17 protein-coding genes and 1 pseudogene are annotated in these 21,045 nt (G+C 56.5%); 13 read left to right on the forward strand and 5 right to left on the reverse strand.

Annotation, left to right across the window (positions count from 1 at the left end):
* The coding region (locus DT23_RS19105; protein WP_476718437.1) for a transposase family protein at positions 1–427 on the reverse strand (427 nt) is incomplete at its 3' end.
* Between the two features lie 206 nt (positions 428–633).
* Positions 634–2,046, reverse strand: coding sequence for an alpha/beta hydrolase family protein (locus DT23_RS11950; protein ID WP_338064223.1), 1,413 nt, complete (start codon positions 2,044–2,046; stop codon positions 634–636).
* Positions 2,047–2,240: 194 nt separating this feature from the next.
* Between DT23_RS11950 and DT23_RS19530 the strand changes: the two are divergent.
* From DT23_RS19530 to DT23_RS12010, 13 genes and pseudogenes are all read left to right on the forward strand, one after another.
* Positions 2,241–2,339 (forward strand): annotated as a pseudogene (locus tag DT23_RS19530) (IS5/IS1182 family transposase); the annotation flags it as partial.
* Between the two features lie 407 nt (positions 2,340–2,746).
* Positions 2,747–3,766, forward strand: a complete 1,020-nt coding sequence (locus tag DT23_RS11955; RefSeq protein WP_038131541.1) for a Gfo/Idh/MocA family protein — start codon at positions 2,747–2,749, stop codon at positions 3,764–3,766.
* On the forward strand, positions 3,763–5,334 hold the full coding sequence (locus tag DT23_RS11960) for an acyl CoA:acetate/3-ketoacid CoA transferase (protein ID WP_038131543.1): 1,572 nt from the start codon (positions 3,763–3,765) through the stop codon (positions 5,332–5,334). Before DT23_RS11955 ends, DT23_RS11960 begins: the two co-directional genes overlap by 4 nt.
* Positions 5,331–6,098 (forward strand): enoyl-CoA hydratase/isomerase family protein, encoded by a 768-nt coding sequence (locus tag DT23_RS11965; protein WP_038131544.1) that lies wholly within the window; start codon positions 5,331–5,333, stop codon positions 6,096–6,098. Before DT23_RS11960 ends, DT23_RS11965 begins: the two co-directional genes overlap by 4 nt.
* A gap of 3 nt (positions 6,099–6,101) precedes the next feature.
* The gene (locus DT23_RS11970; RefSeq protein ID WP_051697257.1) at positions 6,102–7,628 is read left to right on the forward strand and encodes an aldehyde dehydrogenase family protein; all 1,527 of its coding nucleotides are present in this window, start codon (positions 6,102–6,104) and stop codon (positions 7,626–7,628) included.
* Between the two features lie 54 nt (positions 7,629–7,682).
* Positions 7,683–8,936, forward strand: coding sequence for an ABC transporter substrate-binding protein (locus DT23_RS11975; protein ID WP_038131564.1), 1,254 nt, complete (start codon positions 7,683–7,685; stop codon positions 8,934–8,936).
* Positions 8,937–9,015: 79 nt separating this feature from the next.
* On the forward strand, positions 9,016–9,909 hold the full coding sequence (locus DT23_RS11980) for a carbohydrate ABC transporter permease (protein WP_038131546.1): 894 nt from the start codon (positions 9,016–9,018) through the stop codon (positions 9,907–9,909).
* On the forward strand, positions 9,909–10,787 hold the full coding sequence (locus tag DT23_RS11985; RefSeq protein ID WP_038131548.1) for a carbohydrate ABC transporter permease: 879 nt from the start codon (positions 9,909–9,911) through the stop codon (positions 10,785–10,787). The genes DT23_RS11980 and DT23_RS11985 overlap by 1 nt, the downstream gene beginning before the upstream one ends.
* Positions 10,788–10,791: 4 nt before the next feature.
* A complete protein-coding gene (locus DT23_RS11990; protein WP_038131549.1) occupies positions 10,792–11,904 on the forward strand; it encodes an ABC transporter ATP-binding protein in 1,113 nt (370 codons plus the stop codon).
* Positions 11,901–13,391 (forward strand): GMC family oxidoreductase, encoded by a 1,491-nt coding sequence (locus DT23_RS11995; protein WP_038131550.1) that lies wholly within the window; start codon positions 11,901–11,903, stop codon positions 13,389–13,391. The genes DT23_RS11990 and DT23_RS11995 overlap by 4 nt, the downstream gene beginning before the upstream one ends.
* 44 nt (positions 13,392–13,435) lie before the next feature.
* Positions 13,436–15,025 carry a GMC family oxidoreductase gene (locus DT23_RS12000; protein WP_038131553.1) on the forward strand — a complete coding sequence of 530 codons (1,590 nt, stop codon included), beginning with the start codon at positions 13,436–13,438 and terminating at the stop codon, positions 15,023–15,025.
* Positions 15,026–15,028: 3 nt separating this feature from the next.
* Entirely contained in the window at positions 15,029–15,352 is a 324-nt protein-coding gene (locus DT23_RS12005) for a Dabb family protein (RefSeq protein WP_038131555.1), read from the forward strand.
* 79 nt (positions 15,353–15,431) lie between these two features.
* Entirely contained in the window at positions 15,432–16,451 is a 1,020-nt protein-coding gene (locus DT23_RS12010; RefSeq protein ID WP_051697259.1) for a LacI family DNA-binding transcriptional regulator, read from the forward strand.
* Positions 16,452–16,602: 151 nt separating this feature from the next.
* On the opposite strand, the gene DT23_RS12015 is transcribed toward DT23_RS12010, so the two are convergent.
* From DT23_RS12015 to DT23_RS12025, 3 genes are read right to left on the reverse strand one after another with little or no spacing between them, the layout of a single operon-like run.
* Complete coding sequence (locus DT23_RS12015; protein WP_038131558.1) at positions 16,603–17,538, reverse strand: sugar kinase; 936 nt, start codon at positions 17,536–17,538, stop codon at positions 16,603–16,605.
* The gene (locus DT23_RS12020) at positions 17,535–19,616 is read right to left on the reverse strand and encodes an FAD-dependent oxidoreductase (protein ID WP_038131560.1); all 2,082 of its coding nucleotides are present in this window, start codon (positions 19,614–19,616) and stop codon (positions 17,535–17,537) included. Before DT23_RS12020 ends, DT23_RS12015 begins: the two co-directional genes overlap by 4 nt.
* 39 nt (positions 19,617–19,655) lie before the next feature.
* A complete protein-coding gene (locus DT23_RS12025; RefSeq protein WP_038131561.1) occupies positions 19,656–20,819 on the reverse strand; it encodes a Gfo/Idh/MocA family protein in 1,164 nt (387 codons plus the stop codon).
* Positions 20,820–21,045: the final 226 nt, after the last annotated feature.

A 21,045-nucleotide genomic window follows, 5' to 3' on the forward strand; every position in this document is an offset into this window, starting at 1 on the left:
AACTCGGCGAGTTAACGTGACAACACCACCCGATGGGGTGGCGCTTAAACTTCTGACGCTTCGGCTTGTCACCCTCGATATCAGGCAGGCGTGATATGCCGTGTCGTTGTAGGCATCGATGCAGCGCTGATCGTGTCAGATGCGGGATAGACGGCTGCAGGGCATAGAGACAATCATCCAGCGGCAGCAACGTATGACACCGAAATGCGACGACCGCAGCCTCTTCGGCTTCGGTCAGGACCGTAGAGCGCGGTTCTTGCGGGCCCGTCTTCATATCCTCAACCGTCGCCCGCTTCCGCCATTTGGCTACTGTCTTGGGATTGATGCCGAGTTCCTTACTCAGCGCCGAGAGCGAAGCTTGCGATCGCTGTATTGCTGCTCTGACAGCGTGCGTGGTCGTGGCGCTCCCTTGACGAATTTGTCCCATAATGCTTCCTTCCATTCCTGAAAAAGGATCGCACCATCAAACCGTGGGATCAAACACCTAGCGATTTGCCATTTTTCTTTTTGTCATAACCATCAACCTTACTTATATTGTTGGTCTCCGATAAACTCGGAGCGATTCAGTTAGCCATGCCAGAACTGCACCAAATCTGCTTCTGACCCAGTTTGAACGCTCATTGACACCTATTCCTAGGTCTCAGGCGTTGCGTGCTCCAAGCTCAGCCCCTTTGCTGTCCGCTTCGGAAACCCATTCCAGTAACTAAAGTCGCCTTTATGAGTGCCGTCTTTCGCCACGGAATACAGACCGTCTTCGGAGTTTGGAACCACATCGAGATAGGCATCCATCCTCTCATCGCCCTTGAGCATTTTCCCAAACCAGGCTGATGTAAAATGTTCGGCGATATTGTTCATCCGCACATTGCTCCACACCGCATCAATGTAATGTTCGGCGGGAATGAAATCGAGGCCTTCTGCGGGCTTCCATGCCTCAATCGGTGCCGGTATGGGGGCACCTGCGTTATGATTGGCGCCGTGAAATGTCAGCAGATAGCGGTTCGCATTGACCGACTCTTGCCAGATTTTGCGCACGCCGTCTTTATAGCCGGCCACGTCATCCTGATCACCCGCCGCAAAGAAAATTGGCGTCTTGACCGATTTCAGCCCGTCTGCGTCCCAAAAATCTGAGGCACGCCCCCATGGTGCAAAGGCGAAGATAGCCTTGATGCGCGGATCCGTCAGCGCCGCGTGGCTGGCGCTTCCCGACAGGTGCACACGCAGCGTATCGGCCGGTGCCCCCCAATCCAACTTCGTGGCCGCCTCGGTCACGCCGCCGCCGGCGACGATCACCGCTCCGTAGCCGCCCATCGAATAGCCAATCAACCCCGTATGATCAGAATCTGCCAACCCCGACAAAAACGACGTTTTGTCCTTGGACAGCTTGTCGATCTGATCGACTACAAACAGCTGATCCAAGGGCCGGTTGACCAATGTGGATCCAAACGCCGCCATATTGTCATAGGTGCTGTCGAGGTGATCAATCGAGACGGTGACATATCCTTTGGACGCGAGGTTTTCTCCGAGATCGCTCATTAAGAAGCGATTGCCCGGATAGCCATGCGAAATCACAATGACTGGAAATGGCCCTGCGCTCAGATCGGGTTCTGCATCGCGTCTTGCCGCACCGTGTAATGTCACTTGGGTTTTGCCGTCGCGGATAAAAACACCAGGATAGCTTTGACTGCCAGGCGCAGCCGGTTTGCCCGTCGCAGGATACCAAATTTCCAGTGTCAGGCTGCGATCATAGGTCGGCAGCGGTGCTCCAGGTTTGATGGTTTCTTTCGCAATTTTCGCTACATTTATTTGATTGGGATGCACCACTTTCAGTGTGCGGACGCCCACAGCATGCGGACCCAAAGCTGCCAATTCGGGCGCATCAGCGCGGATCAGATCGATACGATTGTCATGCGACGCCACGCCCGAACCATTATTGTCATCAGTCATCAAGGATGGGTCGGCGGCTTGCCCCTCCTCGGCGAAAGCCGCCCCACCTATAAGCGCGCCTGCGCTTGTCATCAGAACGCCGCGACGTGTCACATTTGCCATGTAGTCCTCCCTGTTTGCCATAGCCTCACCACTGGGCGGCGGACATCAACCCGAAACGCCTGAACACCACGCGCATTTCAGTCAAGAGAACGTTACCCGGGCGAGAAACGCGCGAAAGTTGGTGATGGGCGTTGTTGCAGAAGTCAGCTCTGGAAGGATTCACACTGCGAATCCGGTAGGTTAAGAGGGCGAGCATGAGCAATCCTGACCCTGCCCGCTACCGCACGACGAACTGGAAATCCTACAACGAAGCGCTGAAGCGACGTGGGTCGCTTTTGATCTGGCTCGACAGGCCAAATTGCAAACTCGGCGAGTTAACGTGACAACACCCTCCGCGTGGATCTCGCTTCCTGTCGACATGAGACCCCTGCAACTACCACCGCCCGCAAATCGGCCGTGGCGAAAGATCGCCTGAGCCTGCTCAAGGAATTTGTGAGTGGCGCAATCGACTGACTTTTTGAGACCGTTTTCTGAGTGTCGTGCAGAGTCGCAAGGGGGGCCCGGTCGTCTGTGAATCCAATAGACTTCGGGCGTGACGCTTGCCGTTATTCGGCGCAATCAGGTCTGCTTCCGCGAGTGGCCCCTGATTATTTCGTAATAAATCATATGCTTGTCTCATGATCATCCATGTTTGACGAATCTTTCCACCTTGCCGTTGACAATATATGGAACGTTCCAGTAACTTATTGGAACGTTCCATATGGAGGATGCGTGGGTGAATTGGGCACTACTTGGCGCTAGCACAATTGCGAGTCAGTACATGATCGCGGCGATACGCGCCGCGCAGCAGGGCACGGTTGGCTGGGTTGTGAGTGGCAATGCGGATCGCGCCCAGGAATTTGCAAAAACCCATGAAATTAGCCAATGGACAACATCGATCGCTGATGCGCTCGCCGATGAGGCCGTTCAGGCAGTCTACATCTCTTCAACCAATGAAAAGCACTTTGCGCAGGTCATGGCCGCAATTGCGGCTGGCAAACATGTTCTGTGTGAAAAGCCGTTGGCGATGACCGCCGCGCAGTCGGCCGAGATGATTGCCGCCGCAAAAGTTGCAGGCGTTACACTTTCCGTGAACCACCATCTGCGCTGTGCGGGTAGTCATCGCAAGATCCGGGAATTGATCGCGTCTGGTGCTGTCGGTCGTGTCTTGTCACTGCGGCTATTCCATGCGGTTCATCTGCCTGAACATCTGCGCGACTGGCGTTTGAATGCCCCCCGGGCAGGCGGTGGCGCGATCGCGGACCTGACGGTGCACAACGCCGACACCGCGCGGTTCCTATTGCAAGAAGACCCTTGCACAGTGGTCGCGGAAATGAGCCAAAGCGGTATGGGAAACGGGGTCGAGGATTCCGTCATGTCGGTGTGGACCATGCCCTCGGGTGTGATGGTTTTCAGCCACGAGAGCTTTACCCATCCTTTCACTGAATCGGGGATTGAGGTGCACGGCACCGATGGGTCGATTGTCGCAATTGGTGTCTTTGCACAAGATCCGTTGGGCGAGATCACCTTGGTGAACCGCACCGGTCGGATCGAAGTGCTGTTCGACAAGACAGAAATTTACGAAGCCGTCATTCGCGAGTTTACGGCTGCCACGCGGGGCCGGGGGGTACCGGCCGCCACGGGCGCCGACGGCGCAAAAGCGCTGTTGATTGCGACTGCCGTGCGCGAGGCCGCATTAACAGGCGTCTGCCAAACGATAAGTTATGGAGTAGTAGAATGAGCAAAATCGTCAGCCCGCAAATGGCGGCCTCGCGTATACAGGATGGTGCGGTGGTGACGGTCTCCTCGTCTTCGGCGCTGGGGTGCCCCGATCTCGTGCTCAAGGCGATTGGGGATCGTTTCGATGCCGAGGGGCATCCACGCAGTCTGACAACGATTCATCCTATTGCGGCGGGCGACATGTATGGTGTTAAAGGTGTAGATCACATCGCCAAGGACGGTTTGCTGGCCCGTATTCTGGGCGGTTCTTATCCCTCTGGTCCTTCGTCCAAACCGATGCCAGAAATCTGGAAGATGGTCGTTGAGAACCGTGTTGCCGCCTATAACGTGCCCTCAGGGATTTTGTTCGATATGACGCGTGAAGCCGCTGCAAATCGTCCGGGTGTTCTGACCAAGGTAGGGCTTCACACTTTTGTCGACCCTCAGCGCGAAGGTTGTGCGATGAACGATAAGGCCGCCGCTGCCCCGATCGTCAGGCGCCTGGATTTTGAAAACGATATGTGGCTGCACTTCCCGAACATTGTGCCAAATGTTGCGATTTTGCGTGCCACAACCGCTGACGAACACGGCAATCTGACATATGAACACGAAGGCGCGTATCTTGGTGGCCTTGAACAAGCGATTTGCGTCCGCAACCATGGCGGTCTTATCATCGCACAGGTCAGCCGGGTGACGAAACGCGGGTCGCTCAGGCCACATGACGTGCGTGTGCCCGGGCATCTGGTCGATCTGATTGTGATTGATCCAGACCAGAAACAGACCTGCGAAACTCCGTATGATCCGGCGATTTCCGGACAGGTCTTGCGGCCATGGGATAGTTTTGCGCTGGCTGAATATGGCATCGAAAAGATTATCGCCCGCCGGGCGGCGATGGAACTTCGCCCCGGCATGGCGGCGAACCTCGGTTTCGGGATCAGTGCGATGGTCCCGCGCATCTTGCTTGAGGCTGGACATTCTGAGGCAGTGACATGGGCCGTCGAACAGGGCGCGGTAGGTGGCATTCCGCTGACGGGATTTGCCTTTGGTTGCGCCTCGAACGCCGATGCGTTCGTGCCTTCGCCACAACAATTCATCTACTTTCAGGGCGGCGGTTTCGACGTGTCGTTCCTGTCCTTCCTCGAGGTCGATGTCGAAGGCAATGTGAACGTCTCGAAGCTGGGCAAGAAACCTTATCTGACCGCAGGTTGTGGCGGCTTTGTCGACATTACATCAGGCGCGAAGAAGATCGTTTTCTCGGGATGGTTCGAAGCAGGTGCGCAGATTGAATTGACCTCCGAAGGGATCAACGTGGCGGCTCCCGGCAAGTTTACCAAGATGGTCGAGACGGTCGAGCATGTGACGTTTTCGGGCAAACGTGCGCGCGAGTTGGGCCAAGACGTGATCTATATCACCGAGCGCTGCGTTATGCGCATGGGCGAGACCGGTCTTGTTGCAACCGAAATCATGCCGGGCATCGATCCCGAGCGCGACATCGTCAATGCCTCGGGCGGACGTGTCTCGGTCGCACCCGATGCGATCACGCTGCCGATAAGCCTGCTGTCTCAAGAACCGATGGGTTGGGGACAATGAGTAACGTTCATTTCCTTCGACACGGCGCGTTGGCCGAACTTCGACTGGACAACACCGCAAAGATGAACGCCTTTACGGTTGAGATGCTCGACGAATTGGCAAGCCACCTTGACGCCATTGAACGCGACACAACCGTTGCGGCTGTGATCGTCACTGCGGAAGGCGACAAAGCGTTCTGCACGGGGGCCGATATCAATGGGTGGGGCGATCTAAGCCCTGCCGAATTCGCCCGACATTGGGTGCGCGATGGACATCGGATTTTTGATCGGCTGGCGCGCTTGTCCAAACCTACGGTTGCCATCCTCAACGGGCATGCCTTTGGCGGCGGGCTGGAACTGGCCGCGGCCTGTGACATCCGCGTCATGGCCCCCAACGCTGCTTTGGCATTGCCTGAGGCCGGTGTAGGGATCGTTCCCGGTTGGTCAGGAACCCAACGTCTTATGCGCCTTTTGCCCGAACCGATGGTCAAGGAAATGGCCCTGTTCGGGAACCGGATCAAAGCGGACCGCGCATTTCGAGTCGGTTTCGCTGCCGCCGTTGACGATGATCCGCGCGCTGTGGCAGAGGCTCTTCTGGCCCGCGCGGTGGCTCTTTCGCCGCGCGCAGTCGAGATCTCCAAATCCATGATCCATGCAGCCCAAGGCGAGGATCGCGGGGCGATGGTGGAGGCGCTTGGCAGTGCCGCTATCGCATCCACCTCCGACCGGGCCGAGGGCGTCGCCGCCTTTCGCGAAAAACGCAAGCCAGACTTTTCAGGACAGTAAACCATGTCAGACCTCACAATCTTCGCCGATCAAACCACAGAAATGCTGAAGGCCCCTTATCAGGCGCGCCATTATATTGATGGGACATATGTCGATAGCGCTGATGGGCGGACCTCTGAGCGGATATCTCCGTCACATGGCATCGTTGTCAGTCAGGCAGCCCTCGGGTCTGCGGTGGAAACGGAAGCCGCGATCAAATCCGCGCGCGCGGCATTCGATGATGGCCGGTGGAGCCGCCTCCCCGCCAAAGACCGAGCCGCTGTGCTGAACAAGGTCGCCGACCTCATCGAGCAGAATGTCGAGCGCCTTGCGGTGATCGAGACGCTCGAAAGTGGCAAGCCGATTAGCCAGGCACGCGGCGAATGCAATGGGGCCGCCGATCTGTGGCGCTATGCGGCGTCTCTTGCGAGGACCGCGCATGGGGACAGCCATAATACACTCGGTGCTGATATTCTGGGCGTAGTGGTCAAGGAGCCGATTGGCGTAGTTTCGGTGATCACGCCGTGGAACTTCCCCTTCTGGATCCTCAGCCAGAAATTGCCCTTTGCCTTGGCGGCCGGTTGCACCTGCGTCGTCAAACCCTCCGAAGTCACGCCCTCGACGACCGCGATGCTTGGCGACCTGCTGCAAGAGGCTGGACTGCCCGCTGGCGTGTGCAACATCGTTCTGGGATATGGCGATCCCGTGGGCAGCTTGATGACCACTCATTCGGACGTGGATATGGTGACCTTCACGGGCTCGACTGCTGTTGGCAAGATGATCACCAAATCCGCAGGGGATAGCCTAAAAAAAGTGGCGCTTGAGCTGGGCGGCAAGAACCCGCAGGTCATCTTCCCAGACGCCGATCTGGAGAATGCTGCGGATGCGGTGACATTTGGCGTCTATTTCAACGTCGGCCAATGCTGCAATTCATCCAGCCGCATCATCGTGCATGAAGATATTGCTGATGCCTTTGTCGAACGTGTCGTTGCCCTTTCGCGCAAGGTTGTGTTCGGCAATCCGCTCCACGCCGACACGCAGGTCGGTGCGATTGTCACTCCCGATCATCAAGCCAAAATCGACGGCTACGTCAAAGAGGCTGTCGCAGCCGGTGCCGAGGTCTGTCTTGGCGGACACCACATGTCTGTCGCGGGACTGGGAAGTCAGTTTTACGAACCGACGGTTATCCGTGGCGTCACGCCCGACATGGCAATTGTGCGTGAAGAGGTGTTCGGTCCTGTGCTGACGGTCCTGACCTTCCGCAGTCTGGATGAGGCGATCGCGCTTGCCAACGACTCGACATACGGCCTTTCCGCGGGTGTCTGGAGCGAGAACGTTCATACCTGTCTGGAATTTTGCCGCCGTGCCGAGGCCGGAACGGTCTGGACCAATACATGGATGGATGGCTTCCCCGAATTGAGCTTTGGCGGGATGAAGCAATCCGGACAGGGCCGCGAGATAGGAAAATACGGCTATGAGGAATTCCTTGAGGTGAAATCACTCGTGATGCGCATCGGGCGCACCCGAGCTCCTTGGGTGAAAATGGCATAATTCCCAACACTTGGGATGCAGACAAGACCAACGCTAAATTGGGAGGAGACCTTAATGCGTGGTAACTTTGGAAAGACGACGGCTCTCGTCATGGCGCTCACAGCAACGGCTAGTATGGCCCATGCTGAGGATGTGGAAGTCCTGCACTGGTGGACATCGGGCGGGGAGGCCGCAGCGCTGAACGTCCTCAAGCAGGATCTTGCGACGAAAGATATCGGTTGGAAAGACATGCCTGTTGCCGGAGGCGGCGGGGAGGCCGCAATGACCGTATTGCGCGCTCGTGTGACAAGCGGCAATCCGCCCACTGCCGTGCAGATGCTAGGTTTTGATATCACCGACTGGGCCAAGCAGGGCGTCCTTGCCAACCTTGATAGTGTTGCCAAGGAGGGAAACTGGGACGCGGTGGTGCCAACAGCGCTTCAGGAGTTTTCCAAATACGATGGCCACTGGGTCGCGGCGCCGGTTGACGTCCATTCGACCAACTGGGTCTGGGCAAACAAGAAAGTGCTTGACGGTTTGGGAATAGCACAACCCAAGACCTGGGACGAATTTATTGCCGCGATGCAAAAGGTGAAAGACTCGGGCAAGATTGCACTGGCGATGGGTGGCCAGCCTTGGCAAGAGGCCACGATGTTTGACGGTGTAGTTCTGTCCACCGGCGGCCCGGATTTCTACAAAAAGGCGTTCATTGACCTAGATCCAGCAGCGCTTGGATCGGATACTATGGTCGAGGCATTCAAGAGAATGGAAACGCTGCACAGCTTTGTGGACCCGAACTTTTCAGGGCGCGACTGGAACCTTGCATCGGCCATGGTAATCAAGGGTGACGCCGCATTCCAGATGATGGGTGATTGGGCCAAGGGGGAGTTTCTGAGAGCCAAGATGGTTCCCGGCACTGACTTCATGTGCTTCCGCACGCCGGGGACTGCGGGCGACGTCACCTTCAACTCGGACCAGTTCGCAATGTTTAAGTTGAAAAATCCTGCGGCACAAGCTGCGCAGAACGAGATGGCCAAGGCGATCATGTCGCCCGGATTCCAATCGTCGTTCAACGTGGTCAAAGGTTCGGTTCCTGCCCGCACCGACGTATCGGATGCAGCCTTTGATGCGTGCGGCAAGATGGCGATGCAGCAACTGAAGGATGCAGCTGCCAACGGCACTTTGCTTGGCTCGATGGCACATGGCCATGCTGATGTGGCGTCCGTAAAAAATGCGATTTACGACGTGGTGACAGCAAATTTCAATGGCGAGTACGACGCCAAGCAGGCGGCTGCTGAGTTGGTCAAAGCCGTCGCTCTCGCCCAATAAGTTTGCCCGAGTACAACGAGGCCGACGGTCGCCGTTGGCCTCTACCTGGGCCCCCAACTGAGTAAAGAGAGGAATTGCCATGACGACCACCGTCCAAATGGATTTCCGGACGCGTTTGCAGAACTGGATACCCAAGCTGGTGCTTGCACCGTCGCTGGGCGTGATCATGGTTTTCGTCTACGGGTTCATCGTCTACACTGTTTATCTGTCCTTCACCAACAGCAAGATCTTGCCCAGCTACGATCTTGTCGGAATGGCGAATTACACCAAACTTTTCCAACTGCCCGCTTGGACGCTGGCAATCACTAACTTGGCAATCTTCGCCTCTCTGTATATCGTTATCTCGATCGCCATCGGGCTAACGCTTGCCATTTTCCTCGATCAGAAAATCAGAGGCGAGGGCGTTCTGCGGCCAATCTTTCTGTATCCGATGGCGCTGTCCTTCATTGTCACGGGGACCGCGTGGAAATGGTTGCTCGATCCAGGTATCGGCATTGAACACACGATGCATCTTTGGGGCTGGGCCAGCTTTCACTTCGATTGGATCAAGAATAGCAAATACGCGATCTATACCGTGGTTCTGGCCGCAGTTTGGCAGACTTCTGGCTTCGTGATGGCGATGTTTCTGGCCGGGCTGCGCGGCATCGACAACGAAATTCTCAAGGCCGCGCAAATCGATGGTGCGTCGAACTGGAACCTGTATTGGCGCATTATCATTCCGCAATTGCGCCCGGCATTTCTGTCTTCCTTTGTGATCCTCAGCCACCTTGCAATCAAGTCCTATGACCTGATCATAGCCCTCACTGGGGGCGGGCCGGGACGCTCTACCGAATTGCCCGCCACCTTCATGTATTCCTACACCTTCACCCGAAACGAGATGGGTGTTGGTGCCGCCTCAGCGGTCATCATGTTGATGACGATCGCGGCAATCATGATCCCTTATCTTTACGCCGAGCTGAAAGAGGTGAAGTGATGTCTGCTATCACACAGGACACTGCGATCCGGACCGGGCGTGTGACCCGCATGCTGATCTATGTCACGCTTTTGGTTTTCACGCTGTTCTACCTGCTGCCCCTGTTCGTCATGGTCGTGAACTCACTTAAGCCTCTTAGCGAGATCACCGGCGGCAACATGATGTCCTTGCCGAAAACCTGGACAATCGAACCGTGGCGGCAAGCGTGGTCGTCAGCACAGATTGGGGTGGAGCCAACCGGCCTTAAACCCTACTTCATCAACTCCATCTTGATGGTGGTTCCTGCCGTGGCGATCTCAACGGTCCTCGGCGCACTGAATGGCTATGTTTTGACAAAATGGAGCTTTCGCGGCGACAAGATCATCTTTGGACTGTTGCTGCTTTCCTGCTTCATTCCATTCCAAATTGTGCTGATCCCAATGGCGACGGTTCTGGGTAAGTTGGGTCTCGCGGGGTCGATTCCAGGCTTGATTCTTGTCCATGTCGTGTACGGAATTGGATTCTCGACGCTCTATTACCGCAACTATTACGCTTCGTTTCCGACCGAGTTGGTGCGAGCCGCGATGATCGACGGCGCAGGCTTTTTCCGTATCTTCTGGCGGATTATGCTGCCCATTTCGGGTCCGATAACGGTGGTATGCATCATATGGCAATTCACGAACATCTGGAACGATTTCCTGTTCGGGGCCTCGTTTGGTGGTCAGATCCAGCCGATGACTGTTGCTCTCAACAACCTTGTCCAATCATCAACTGGCGTCAAAGAATATAACGTTCATTTTGCAGGGGCGATCCTCGCTGCGCTGCCAACCCTCCTCGTCTACATCGTCGCTGGTCGCTACTTCGTGCGCGGCTTGATGGCTGGCTCTGTGAAAGGATAAGATCATGGGATTTCTCGATATCCAAAATGTCACCAAGTCGTACGGCGCGGTCGAAGTTCTCCACCGTGTAGATATCGACGTTCAAGAAGGTGAGTTTCTGGTCCTGGTGGGCCCGTCTGGTTGTGGTAAATCCACACTTCTCAACATGATCGCCGGATTGGAAGGCATCACGTCGGGAGACATCTCGATCAAGGGGCGTGTGATAAACGGTGTTCATCCGTCAAAGCGCAACATCGCGATGGTGTTCCAGAGCTACGCGCTTTACCCCAATATGACCGTCGGCCAGAATATGACCTTCGGTCTTGAAATGCATGGCGTGCCCAAACCGGAACGCAACGCGGCATTGAAAGACGTAGCCAAGCTGTTGCAGATCGAAAACCTGCTGGATCGTAAGCCGGGGCAACTGTCGGGCGGGCAGCGCCAGCGTGTTGCCATGGGCCGCGCACTTGTTCGCAATCCTGATGTGTTTTTGTTCGATGAACCTCTGTCCAACCTCGACGCCAAACTACGTGTCGACATGCGCACCGAGATCAAGAAACTGCATGAGAAACTGAAAACCACTATTGTATACGTCACCCACGACCAGATCGAAGCGATGACGCTCTCGACCCGGATCGCGGTTATGTATCAAGGCTTTGTCCAGCAACTGGGCACTCCCAAGGAGATCTACGACACGCCGGCAAATGTCTATGTCGCAACGTTTATGGGCAGCCCGGCGATGAATGTCCTGCCATCGCGCGTTGTGATGCACGATGGCACTTCGTACGCGCAGATCAAGGATGCAAACGGGGCAGATCTGTTATTGAAATTCAGTCAGGCCAATATGGCACAATGGGCTGGCAAAGAAATCCTACTGGGCATCCGGCCGGAATCCATCACCGATCCGGATGGGGCGGATCGGAATTCAGGGAATATTGTGTCTTTGCGTAACCGGATTGGCGTTACCGAACCTGCGGGCGCGGATACTTTCGTCACCATGGAACTGTGCGGCAAGGACATCATCGCGCGAATGCGTGCAGATGCAAATGTTGGTGCCGGACAAGAGTTCGATTTTGCAATCAACATGGATAAGGCTGTTGTTTTCGACCCGAAAACCGAAGAGCGCATCGCACCATGAGCGACGCGCAAGTCATCATCATTGGCTCAGGCATGGGAGGCGCCACGATGGCGGCGTCTCTTGCGGCCTCCGGGCGGCGGGTGTTGATCCTCGAACGTGGTGATTATCTGCGCGCCAGCGCTCATGACCGGGATGATGGATCGATTTTTCGAGATGGGCATTACCGGCCTGAAGAAGAGTGGCTGGACGGCAACGGGGCCCCCTTCAATCCGGGAAATTACTATTTCGTCGGTGGAAATTCCAAGTTTTACGGTGCGGTCCTTATACGCTTTCGGCGTGAAGATTTCTCGCCGCTAAAGCATATCGGGGGCACCACGCCCGGCTGGCCGATAAGCTACGAAGAGATGGAACCCTACTATTGCATGGCCGAGCAGATGTATTCGGTGCGCGGCAAGGCAGGCGACGATCCAACAGAGCCACCGCGATCGGCCGATTATCCATTTGGGCCGCTCCCGGATGAACCCGCTATCGCAGAACTGCGCAAACGGCTGTCATCGGTCGGGTTCCACCCGAGTTTCCTCCCTCTTGGTGTGGATCTCGATCGATGGCTGTCGCGGGCGAAAACGCCTTGGGACGCCTTTCCCGACACGAATGGCGGGAAATTGGATGCCGAGACGGGCGCACTGAACGCAGCGTTGAAACATGAAAATGTCACCTTACGAACCAATGCACGCGTCCAGCGTCTGCTGACTGGCGAGGGCAACCGCATCACCGGCGTCGAGCTGTCCTGCGGTGAGGTTCTGTTGGCTCCGACTGTGGTCTTGGCTGCGGGCGCCGTGCAGAGCGCTGCATTGTTGCTTGCCTCGGCGAATGACGCGAATCCTTCGGGTCTTGCCAATCGCTCGGATCAGGTGGGGCGCAACTTCATGAACCACAATTGCTCGGCTGTTCTCGCGCTGCGCCCTTTCAAGCGCAATGACTCGATCTATCAAAAAACACTGATGCTGAATGATTTCTACCTGACCGGCGGGCGGAACGGTGAACCGCTTGGGAATGTGCAGATGCTGGGCAAAATTTCTAGCACGATCCTGCAAGCCTCGTCACCACTGCCGGGGCCAGTGGCAAATTGGGTCGCCAGACACTCGCTCGACATTTACGCGATGTCCGAAGATCTGCCGGACCCGCAAAGTCGCGTTACGCTTGAAAATGGCCAGATCAAATTGAACTGGAAAAGGTCCAATTGGGATGCACATCTGGCGCTGGTCGCAAAGCTCAAGCGGGTGTTGCGCAAAGCCGGATATCCGTTCGTTCTTGCCCGTCCTTTCGATCGGAGAACGCCATCGCATCAATGCGGGACGGCCAAAATGGGGCTAGACCCGGTGACAAGTGTCGTGGATGCAAACTGTCGCAGCCACGATCATTCCAACCTGTATATCACAGATGCATCGGTTTTGCCGACATCGGCAGCAGTGAACCCTGCGTTGACCATCGCAGCCCTGTCCATCCGGGCCGCTGAACATATCCAAGCAAATAACGAGGCCGCTTAATCGCCATTTTGAGATGGGTTGGCTGATCTGAGGAAAACAACACAATGCCCAAAGGTTACGATTTCATCATCATCGGCGGAGGTTCTGCCGGATCGGTTCTTGCCGGGCGTCTGTCCGAGGACCCCTCGGTGCAGGTATTGCTGCTTGAGGCGGGCGGAAGCGATCGCCATCCGTTCTATCATCTACCCGCAGGTTTTGCGAAAATGACCAAGGGCATCGGTTCTTGGGGTTGGGAAACGGTTCCGCAAAGGCAAATGCAGAACAAGATCTTTCGCTATACCCAAGCCAAAGTTATTGGCGGTGGATCGGCCATCAATGCGCAGATATACACGCGGGGCAATGCCCAGGACTATGACGATTGGCGGCAGATGGGGTGCGAGGGCTGGGGTTTCGATGATGTATTGCCCTATTTCCGGAAGGCCGAAGATAATGGAACCTATGAAAATCGGTTTCATGGGAAGGGTGGCCCGCTTGGCGTAAGCGAACCGCGCGCGCCCTTGCCGGTTTGCGAGGCATATTTCGCGGCCGCTGCCGCACTTGGCATTCCGCGCAACATGGACGTCAACGGCGAGACGCAGGACGGCGTTGGTTATTATCAGCTGACGCAGCGCAACGTGCGCCGTTCGTCAGCCGCTATGGCCTATGTCGCGCCGAACCGGCATCGCAAGAATCTGACGGTCAAGCTGGGGGCGCAGGTGCGTCGTTTGATCGTCGTAAAGGGCCGCGCCACTGGAGTGGAACTGATCGACGGCACGCGGCTGTACGCTGAGTCCGAGGTGCTTTTGTCCTCTGGCGCGATCGGGTCTCCGCGTCTGCTTCAGCTGTCTGGCATCGGCCCCGCCGAACACCTCGGATCACTGGGGATCGACGTCATTTTTGACCAACCGCAAGTCGGTGCCAATCTTCAAGATCACCTCGACCTGTATTGCATCAGCGAACTTGCCGGTCCCTATAGCTATGACCGCTACGCAAAGCCCCATTGGGCGGTAATTGCCGGGCTACAATACATCTTTGGCCGCAAGGGGCCGGTTGCCTCGTCGCTGTTTGAAACCGGCGGTTTCTGGTATGCGGATCGGGATGCACGTTCGCCCGACATACAGTTCCATCTCGGGCTGGGTACGGGCATCGAACATGGGGTCGCGGCCATGCCGCAGGGGGGTATAACGCTCAACTCCTGCTACTTGCGGCCACGGTCGCGCGGGACGGTCCGCGTGCAAAGTGCGAACCCTTCAAAAGCACCGCTGATCGATCCAAATTATCTTCAGGACCCGCTGGATCGCGAAATGTCGATCCGGGGGCTGAAGCTTACGCAAGATATTCTTTCGCAGTCACCGCTCGCGAAATATATTCTCGCCGAACGTTTGCCGGGGCCGAGTGTGACGACAGATCAGGACTATTTCAATTTTATCTGCCAGCACTCAAAGACCTCGCACCACTGCGTGGGCACCTGCCGCATGGGGCCCGATGATGGTGCGGTCGTGGATACCTCTCTGCGATTCAATGGGGTTGAGGGCCTGCGTGTGATCGACAATTCAATCATGCCGACAGTCATCTCTTCAAACACAAACGCAGCTGCGATCATGATCGGTGAAAAGGCCGCAGACATGATCAAAGCCCAACATGGAATGGGTTAACATATGGTTCGTCATATCGTCCTGATACGGTTTCGCCCCGAGCTGAGCGAAGCAGACATCGCCGCATTGTTCCAGGAACTGCATCAAATCGACGGCAAAATCCCCGGACTGCTAAGCATCACCGCAGGCCGAAGCGAGAGCCCTGAACAGATAGAGCGCGGCTATATGCATGGTTTTGTTGTGGACTTTTCCGACTGGGAGACGCTTCAGGCCTATCAGGACCATGCAGACCACCAGAGACTGGGAGCAAAGCTGGTTGCAGGCGCGGTCGGTGGCAAGGACGGGATTCTGTGCTTCGATCTTGCTGTGAACGCTGTAAAATCCTGATTTCTGTGGAACGTTCTTTCATTTGCGACCCAGGGTGTTGCATTGTCAACGGGTAATGTCTGGCGGAGATATAATGAACATGAACCGTAGACCGACCATTATAGACGTTGCACGCAAAGCGGGTGTATCCAAGTCGACCGTAAGCCTCGTCTTGCGCAATAGTCCTGCGGTGCGGGAAGATACGCGCGGGGAAGTCCGCGAGGCGATGGCCGAGATCGGCTATGTCTACAATCGTGCTGCGGCAAATATGCGCATGTCGAATGCGGGCCTGATCGGGCTTGTCATCAACGATCTGCGCAACCCGTTCTTTGCCGAATTTGCAACTTCGCTGCAGATGGCGCTGGCGGAAAAAGGCTATTCCACCGTCATCGCCAACACGGATGAAAATGCCGTGTTGCAAGACCAGGTTGTCAATTCGATAATCGAACATGGCGTGTCGGCATTCATCATCAGCCCGGCCTACGGGGATACGGGCGCGACATTCGATGCGATTGCGCGCGCGGGCATTCCGGCCATGCAGATGTTACGTCAGGTGGATGATCGGCTGGGTCTGTTTCCCTTCACAGCGCCGGATTATGTTTCGGGCAGCGAAGAGGCGACCCGCCACTTGATTGATATGAAGGCCCGTCGCGTGGCTTTTGTCGGTGGCCTCGACGGCCGCGCTGTCACCGAAGAGCGCAAAGCCGGGTATCTATCGGTTCTGAAAGAGGTCGGGATGGAGCCCCTCGCAATCACAGGGAAAGCCAGTCGCGCATTTGGCCGTGAGGCGGCAAAACGATTGATCAAAGAACACCCCGACGTCGATGCCGCCATTTGTTTCAACGATCTGGTCGCCCTTGGCATGCTGTCTGGCTGTTACGAGACCCGGCGCAAAGTAGGCCAGGATTTCCTTATCGTCGGTTTCGATGACATCGAGGATGTCGCCCAAACGTTTCCTGCCTTGTCATCGGTCCGCTGCGACATCGCAAGTATTGGCGCGCAGGCGGCGAATACCGTTGTGAACTGGCTTGAAAATGGCCAAGTCCCGCCGCCGACATCACGAACGACGGTTTCGCTCTCTATCCGCCAATCCAGTCAAAGTGATGCGCAAGAACACTAACAGGCAATATCGCGCCAGTTCAGGTTCGACCGATCATGATGTGTAAGCGAGATGCGGTGAACATTGATCTGTGCTCGCTCGCAGCCGAAACCCGAATGAGGTTTCGGCGTCTGTCTGTGATGAAATTCCGAAACCGGGGTCGTGCCGGGTATCATCCGGCCACAATGAGCGGCACCTGATCTTTGGGAATCCGCGCCCCGGAATGCTGAAGGACCTGCGCGGACATTTCTTGGCCATGCGACACGGCGGTCACAGGATCGCGGCCGATCAGGCGAGCGGCAAGATAGCCTGCATTGAACGCATCGCCCGCCCCTGTGGTGTCGCGGATACCCGACACAGGAGCGGTTGCAATCTGCGTCTGCTGACCGTCGGACTGGATGAGCACCGGGGTGGCGCCATTCTTGACAACGACTTCAGCTACTCCGTATGCCGCATAGCGCGCAAGCGTGTCGCTTGGCGTAGCATCGCCGAAATTGGCCTGCTCATCATCGAAACTGGGCAGGGCAATATCGCTCAGCGCAAGGAATTGCGGGATCGTTGTGCGGATCTCTTGAGCCGAGGACCAAAGGCGTGGCCGGATATTTGGATCAAAGGACACGCGCGCCCCGTGGAGGCGGGCATCTGCAAGCGCCTGGGCCAATCGCGTGCGGGCCTTAGGAGAGAGAATAGCAATGGTGATGCCGGAAATATGGATCAGCGCTTGTCCGGTCATGACGCGTTTCAGCCAAGCTTCATCATCTGCCAGTCGTCGCGCAGCGGAGGCGTTGCGCCAATAGTGAAAGCTCCGCTCGACACCATCAAGTTCGATCAGATACAGCCCCATCGTCAACGCATCATCACGTGCGATCAAACTGACGTCCAACCCATCTTGCGCCAGTTCTTGAACAAAGGCATCCGAGATCTGGTCCCGTCCTACCCGCGAGCCAAAACCGATCTGGCCCCGGCGACCCAGAGCCCGCGCGAGATGCCACGCCGTATTGAACGTGTCACCCGCGTATCCGCGCCGATAAAGCCCGTCCCCGACGGGGGCCATTTCGATCATGGCCTCGCCGATTGCTATGGCCTTGGCTGATAAAAACGAGATCATGACTGCACCTGCGTTGCATCTAGATCGTAAATTCCGCCCGTCAGCCACGCCGGCCAATCGTGCTCGAAAAAGGCCTTGGCGTTTTCGTTGAACGCACGATTCGCGCGGGTTGAAATAACAATTTCATCTGCGACCATACGGACAAGGATTTGCGTGGTCTTGTCTTCTTCGCGCTCTGTTCTGAAGCGGAACTCGGACAGAGGGCCATGGACAGACATCGGCTCGGCTGTGCCGTTGGAGTCACAAATGGCGCGTGCACCGCGGCTACCGCCGCCCTGACGGATGTAGAAATCCAACGCAGCCAGAACCGCTTGTGAGGCAAGCACCATCTGGTGCCACTGCAGCACGCGGGCAACTTCGCCTGTGCGACCAAAGGTTATTCCATGTGCGGTGATGGTGCGATTCAGCTTCTGCGCGTCTTTTAGCGCAGCACTGACCGCATCCGAGCGGCACAAAATTCCGGCCGTGTCGCTCATCCGCGCCTGAACGTCTTTCCGGATGTCACGAACCATCAAGCCACCTTCGGACTTCAATATCTGGGCGATGGCATCAAGGTGGCGGCTTGCAAGACCGAAATCCGCTGCGCCTTGCAGAGCACCCGTCTGCCCACTGGCTGCAATGTGTTCTGCGACACGGGTGCCGAAGACTTGCCCGGAATTCAGCGCCGATCCCCCCGGGCGCGTCACCCCATGGGTGCCTGCCGCCTCGCCGATAGCGTAGATGCCATCGATATTGGTCCGGCCCCAAGTGTCGACCGCAATTCCGCCGTTCATGTGCTGGTTGTTGACGGCAAATTCCAATGGTTCTGCCGCTATATCGACCTTGTAGCGACGGTAGAGTTCTATCGCGAGCGGGTTCATGTGGCGCAGTCGTTCAATGGGCAGGTCGTGATCCGCACCTGCTTGGCTCAGATAGGTCCGAACATCCGGATCCAGTCGTTCGAGGCAGAACAGATCGCCCTCTTGCACGGGCAGGGGATTGCGATTGAAATCCATGAAAACGCGACGGCCTTGCTGGTTTTCTCGAACGATCGCAAGGTCGATCAGGCTTGATTGAAAATCCAGCATGCGGGTAGCGTGGAAGGGCCATTGATACCCTTTGCGAAAGATGTTCGAGGCCAGTTCTTGTGTGGTGCGGTAATAGTCGGCAAGGAAATGATGTTCTTCGCCGTCATCATCCACGGAATAGATATGCGGGATTGCCTGCACATATGTGCCGGATAAATTCCATGGGAACCCCTCGCGTCTTGTGCTGATCCCAAACTGGCTTTCTGTAATGTTGACGAGTTCCAGACCCGCTTCGAGCGCAAGGCCAAGCGATCCGAAGCAGCTGTTGGGAAATACGCTGTCGCGATACAATTCGCCAGGTCCGCCTGCGGCCAGAACGAGCGTGGCGCATTGGAACAGCACATAGCCATGTGGGTTCTTGTCAGATTTATCCTTGGACCTGACGGCCAGAACGCCCGACATACGGGTATCATCTGTCAAAATCCGCACAACGGTCATCTGATTGAAAAAGGGCACCTCCAGCTGCATCGCCTCTTGCGCCAGCACCTTGACCATCAAACGCGACGTGCGCGGCCCGCAGCTGGTGGCGCGTCCCACCTCGTCATGATCGGTCTGATAGCGCAGCGTGCCGCCCAAGGCGTCTTGCGGCAGGGGCAGGCCAAGATATTGCAGGGACGCCATCGCGCGCACAGAGCCAACCGCTTCGACATAAGATGTGTCTTCATCCATTGCGCCGCCGAAACGGATGGCGCGGGCCATCTCTTTGAAATTGTCGCCCTGATCCGCGGTGTTCGCAGTGTGTAATGTCTGCTTGTCCGACCCTGAACACGCAGAGGTTCCGCCCCACGCGCTTTGACTAACGATCACGACGTCGACGTCACGCCGCTTGAGTTCGACCGCAGCCCGCAGTCCTGCGGCACCGCTGCCAACCACGATTGTCCCGCAACGATACACCGGTAGGCGATAGCCACCAATATCGGCATATTCCGCAAATGGCGGCTCGGGGCGCAGGCGCGGCATTTCTACGTCGGTCAATGCGTCGAGGATGGGCTGGGGAATTTGCTGGGGCATGTCGGTGGTCCGGTGTCTAGCGGGTCAGTTGGAAGGCGATCAGTTGATATCGACCCATTGCCTCAGGCGCGATGAGTCCATGCACGCATCGACGATCTGGCAAATGTGATGGCCGGTTTCAAAGTTCGGCCACATCGGGCGGTTCGCTACGATTGACCGGATCACCTCGGCAATTTCGATGATCTTGCTTTCGTTATAACCCAACGCGAAATTCGGCAGCGGCAAGAATTTGCGGAATGTTTCATTCTCGGGTCCGACGTCAATTTCGCGAAAACCGCGACGCCCTGTGCGATCATCGTTGGTGTAGAAACGCAGGCGGTTTACCTCGTCGTAGGTGTAGCGAAGGCTGCCTTTGGTGCCGTAAACCTCATAGGTCTGAACGAACTTTCGGCCTGTCGCCACGCGGCTGAAATCGACGATCCCCCGCGCCCCATTTTCAAAGCGGCACAAAATATTTGTGCCGTCCGGATTGGTGACATCCCGCCACTCTTCGGTGCCCGTGAGGACCGTTTGTTCCCCGTAGGCAAGGCCGTGAACGACAGGGCGTTTGGGCGTTACGATAAAGTTGTCCGCGATCAGCGAACTGACTTTGCCAACCAGAAACTCCATGAAGCTGAACACATGGCTACCGGTATCTCCGACAATGCCGGTTGGGGCCAGTTGGCCATCGGCGCGCCACATGAACGGTGCGAGCGGGTCGCCATACATGTCGATATGCTGACACGCCTTAAACAGTTGAATTTCACCAATTTCGCCCGAGGTGATGATTTCCTTGGCGAGGTCATGAACGGGGTTGCGCGGAAAAGCATGGCCCACCCGCGTAATGACGCCCTTTTCGCGCGCTATATTGGCCAATTCTTGCGCCTCAACCGCGGTGTCGGCCAGCGGCTTTTCGCAATAGACGTGTTTGCCAGCGAGTAGGGCGGCCTTGGCCACCTCATAGTGCAGGCTATCGGGCAGGCAGATATCGATAAGGTCCGTTTCAGGATCGGCAATGGCGGCGTTCCAATCCTGAAGGATCTTTGCTCCGGGCGCACGAAATGCAAGATCCTTTGCCGCATCCTTATTTGCCTCGACCAAAGCCGTGACTCGCGCGGTCCCACCTTCGCAGCCAAAGAAGTGCGGAAATGTCTGGTAGGCCATTGTGTGGACCTTCCCCATCCAGCCCGATGCACCTAGAACTGCAACTTTGATTTCGGTCATAGATCGATCCCCTCATGTGTCGGCGCATTTGGGTCAAGCGTTGCCGACGTCTGTGTTCTCCAGCAGCCAAATTTCGTGGTGTAGGCCTGATATTCCTCCGCTCGAAAACAACCAAAACCTAGATTTTACGAAAATTGGAACGTTCCATTTTTTTATTGTAACGTTCCAAAGATGTCAACTGGAGAAGCGGATGTGCTGGCTAGGTGTTCAGTCCCGGCATCTGGTG

Origin of the sequence: Thioclava indica (genome assembly GCF_000714545.1) — a bacterium.
GTDB classification, from domain to species: domain Bacteria; phylum Pseudomonadota; class Alphaproteobacteria; order Rhodobacterales; family Rhodobacteraceae; genus Thioclava; species Thioclava indica.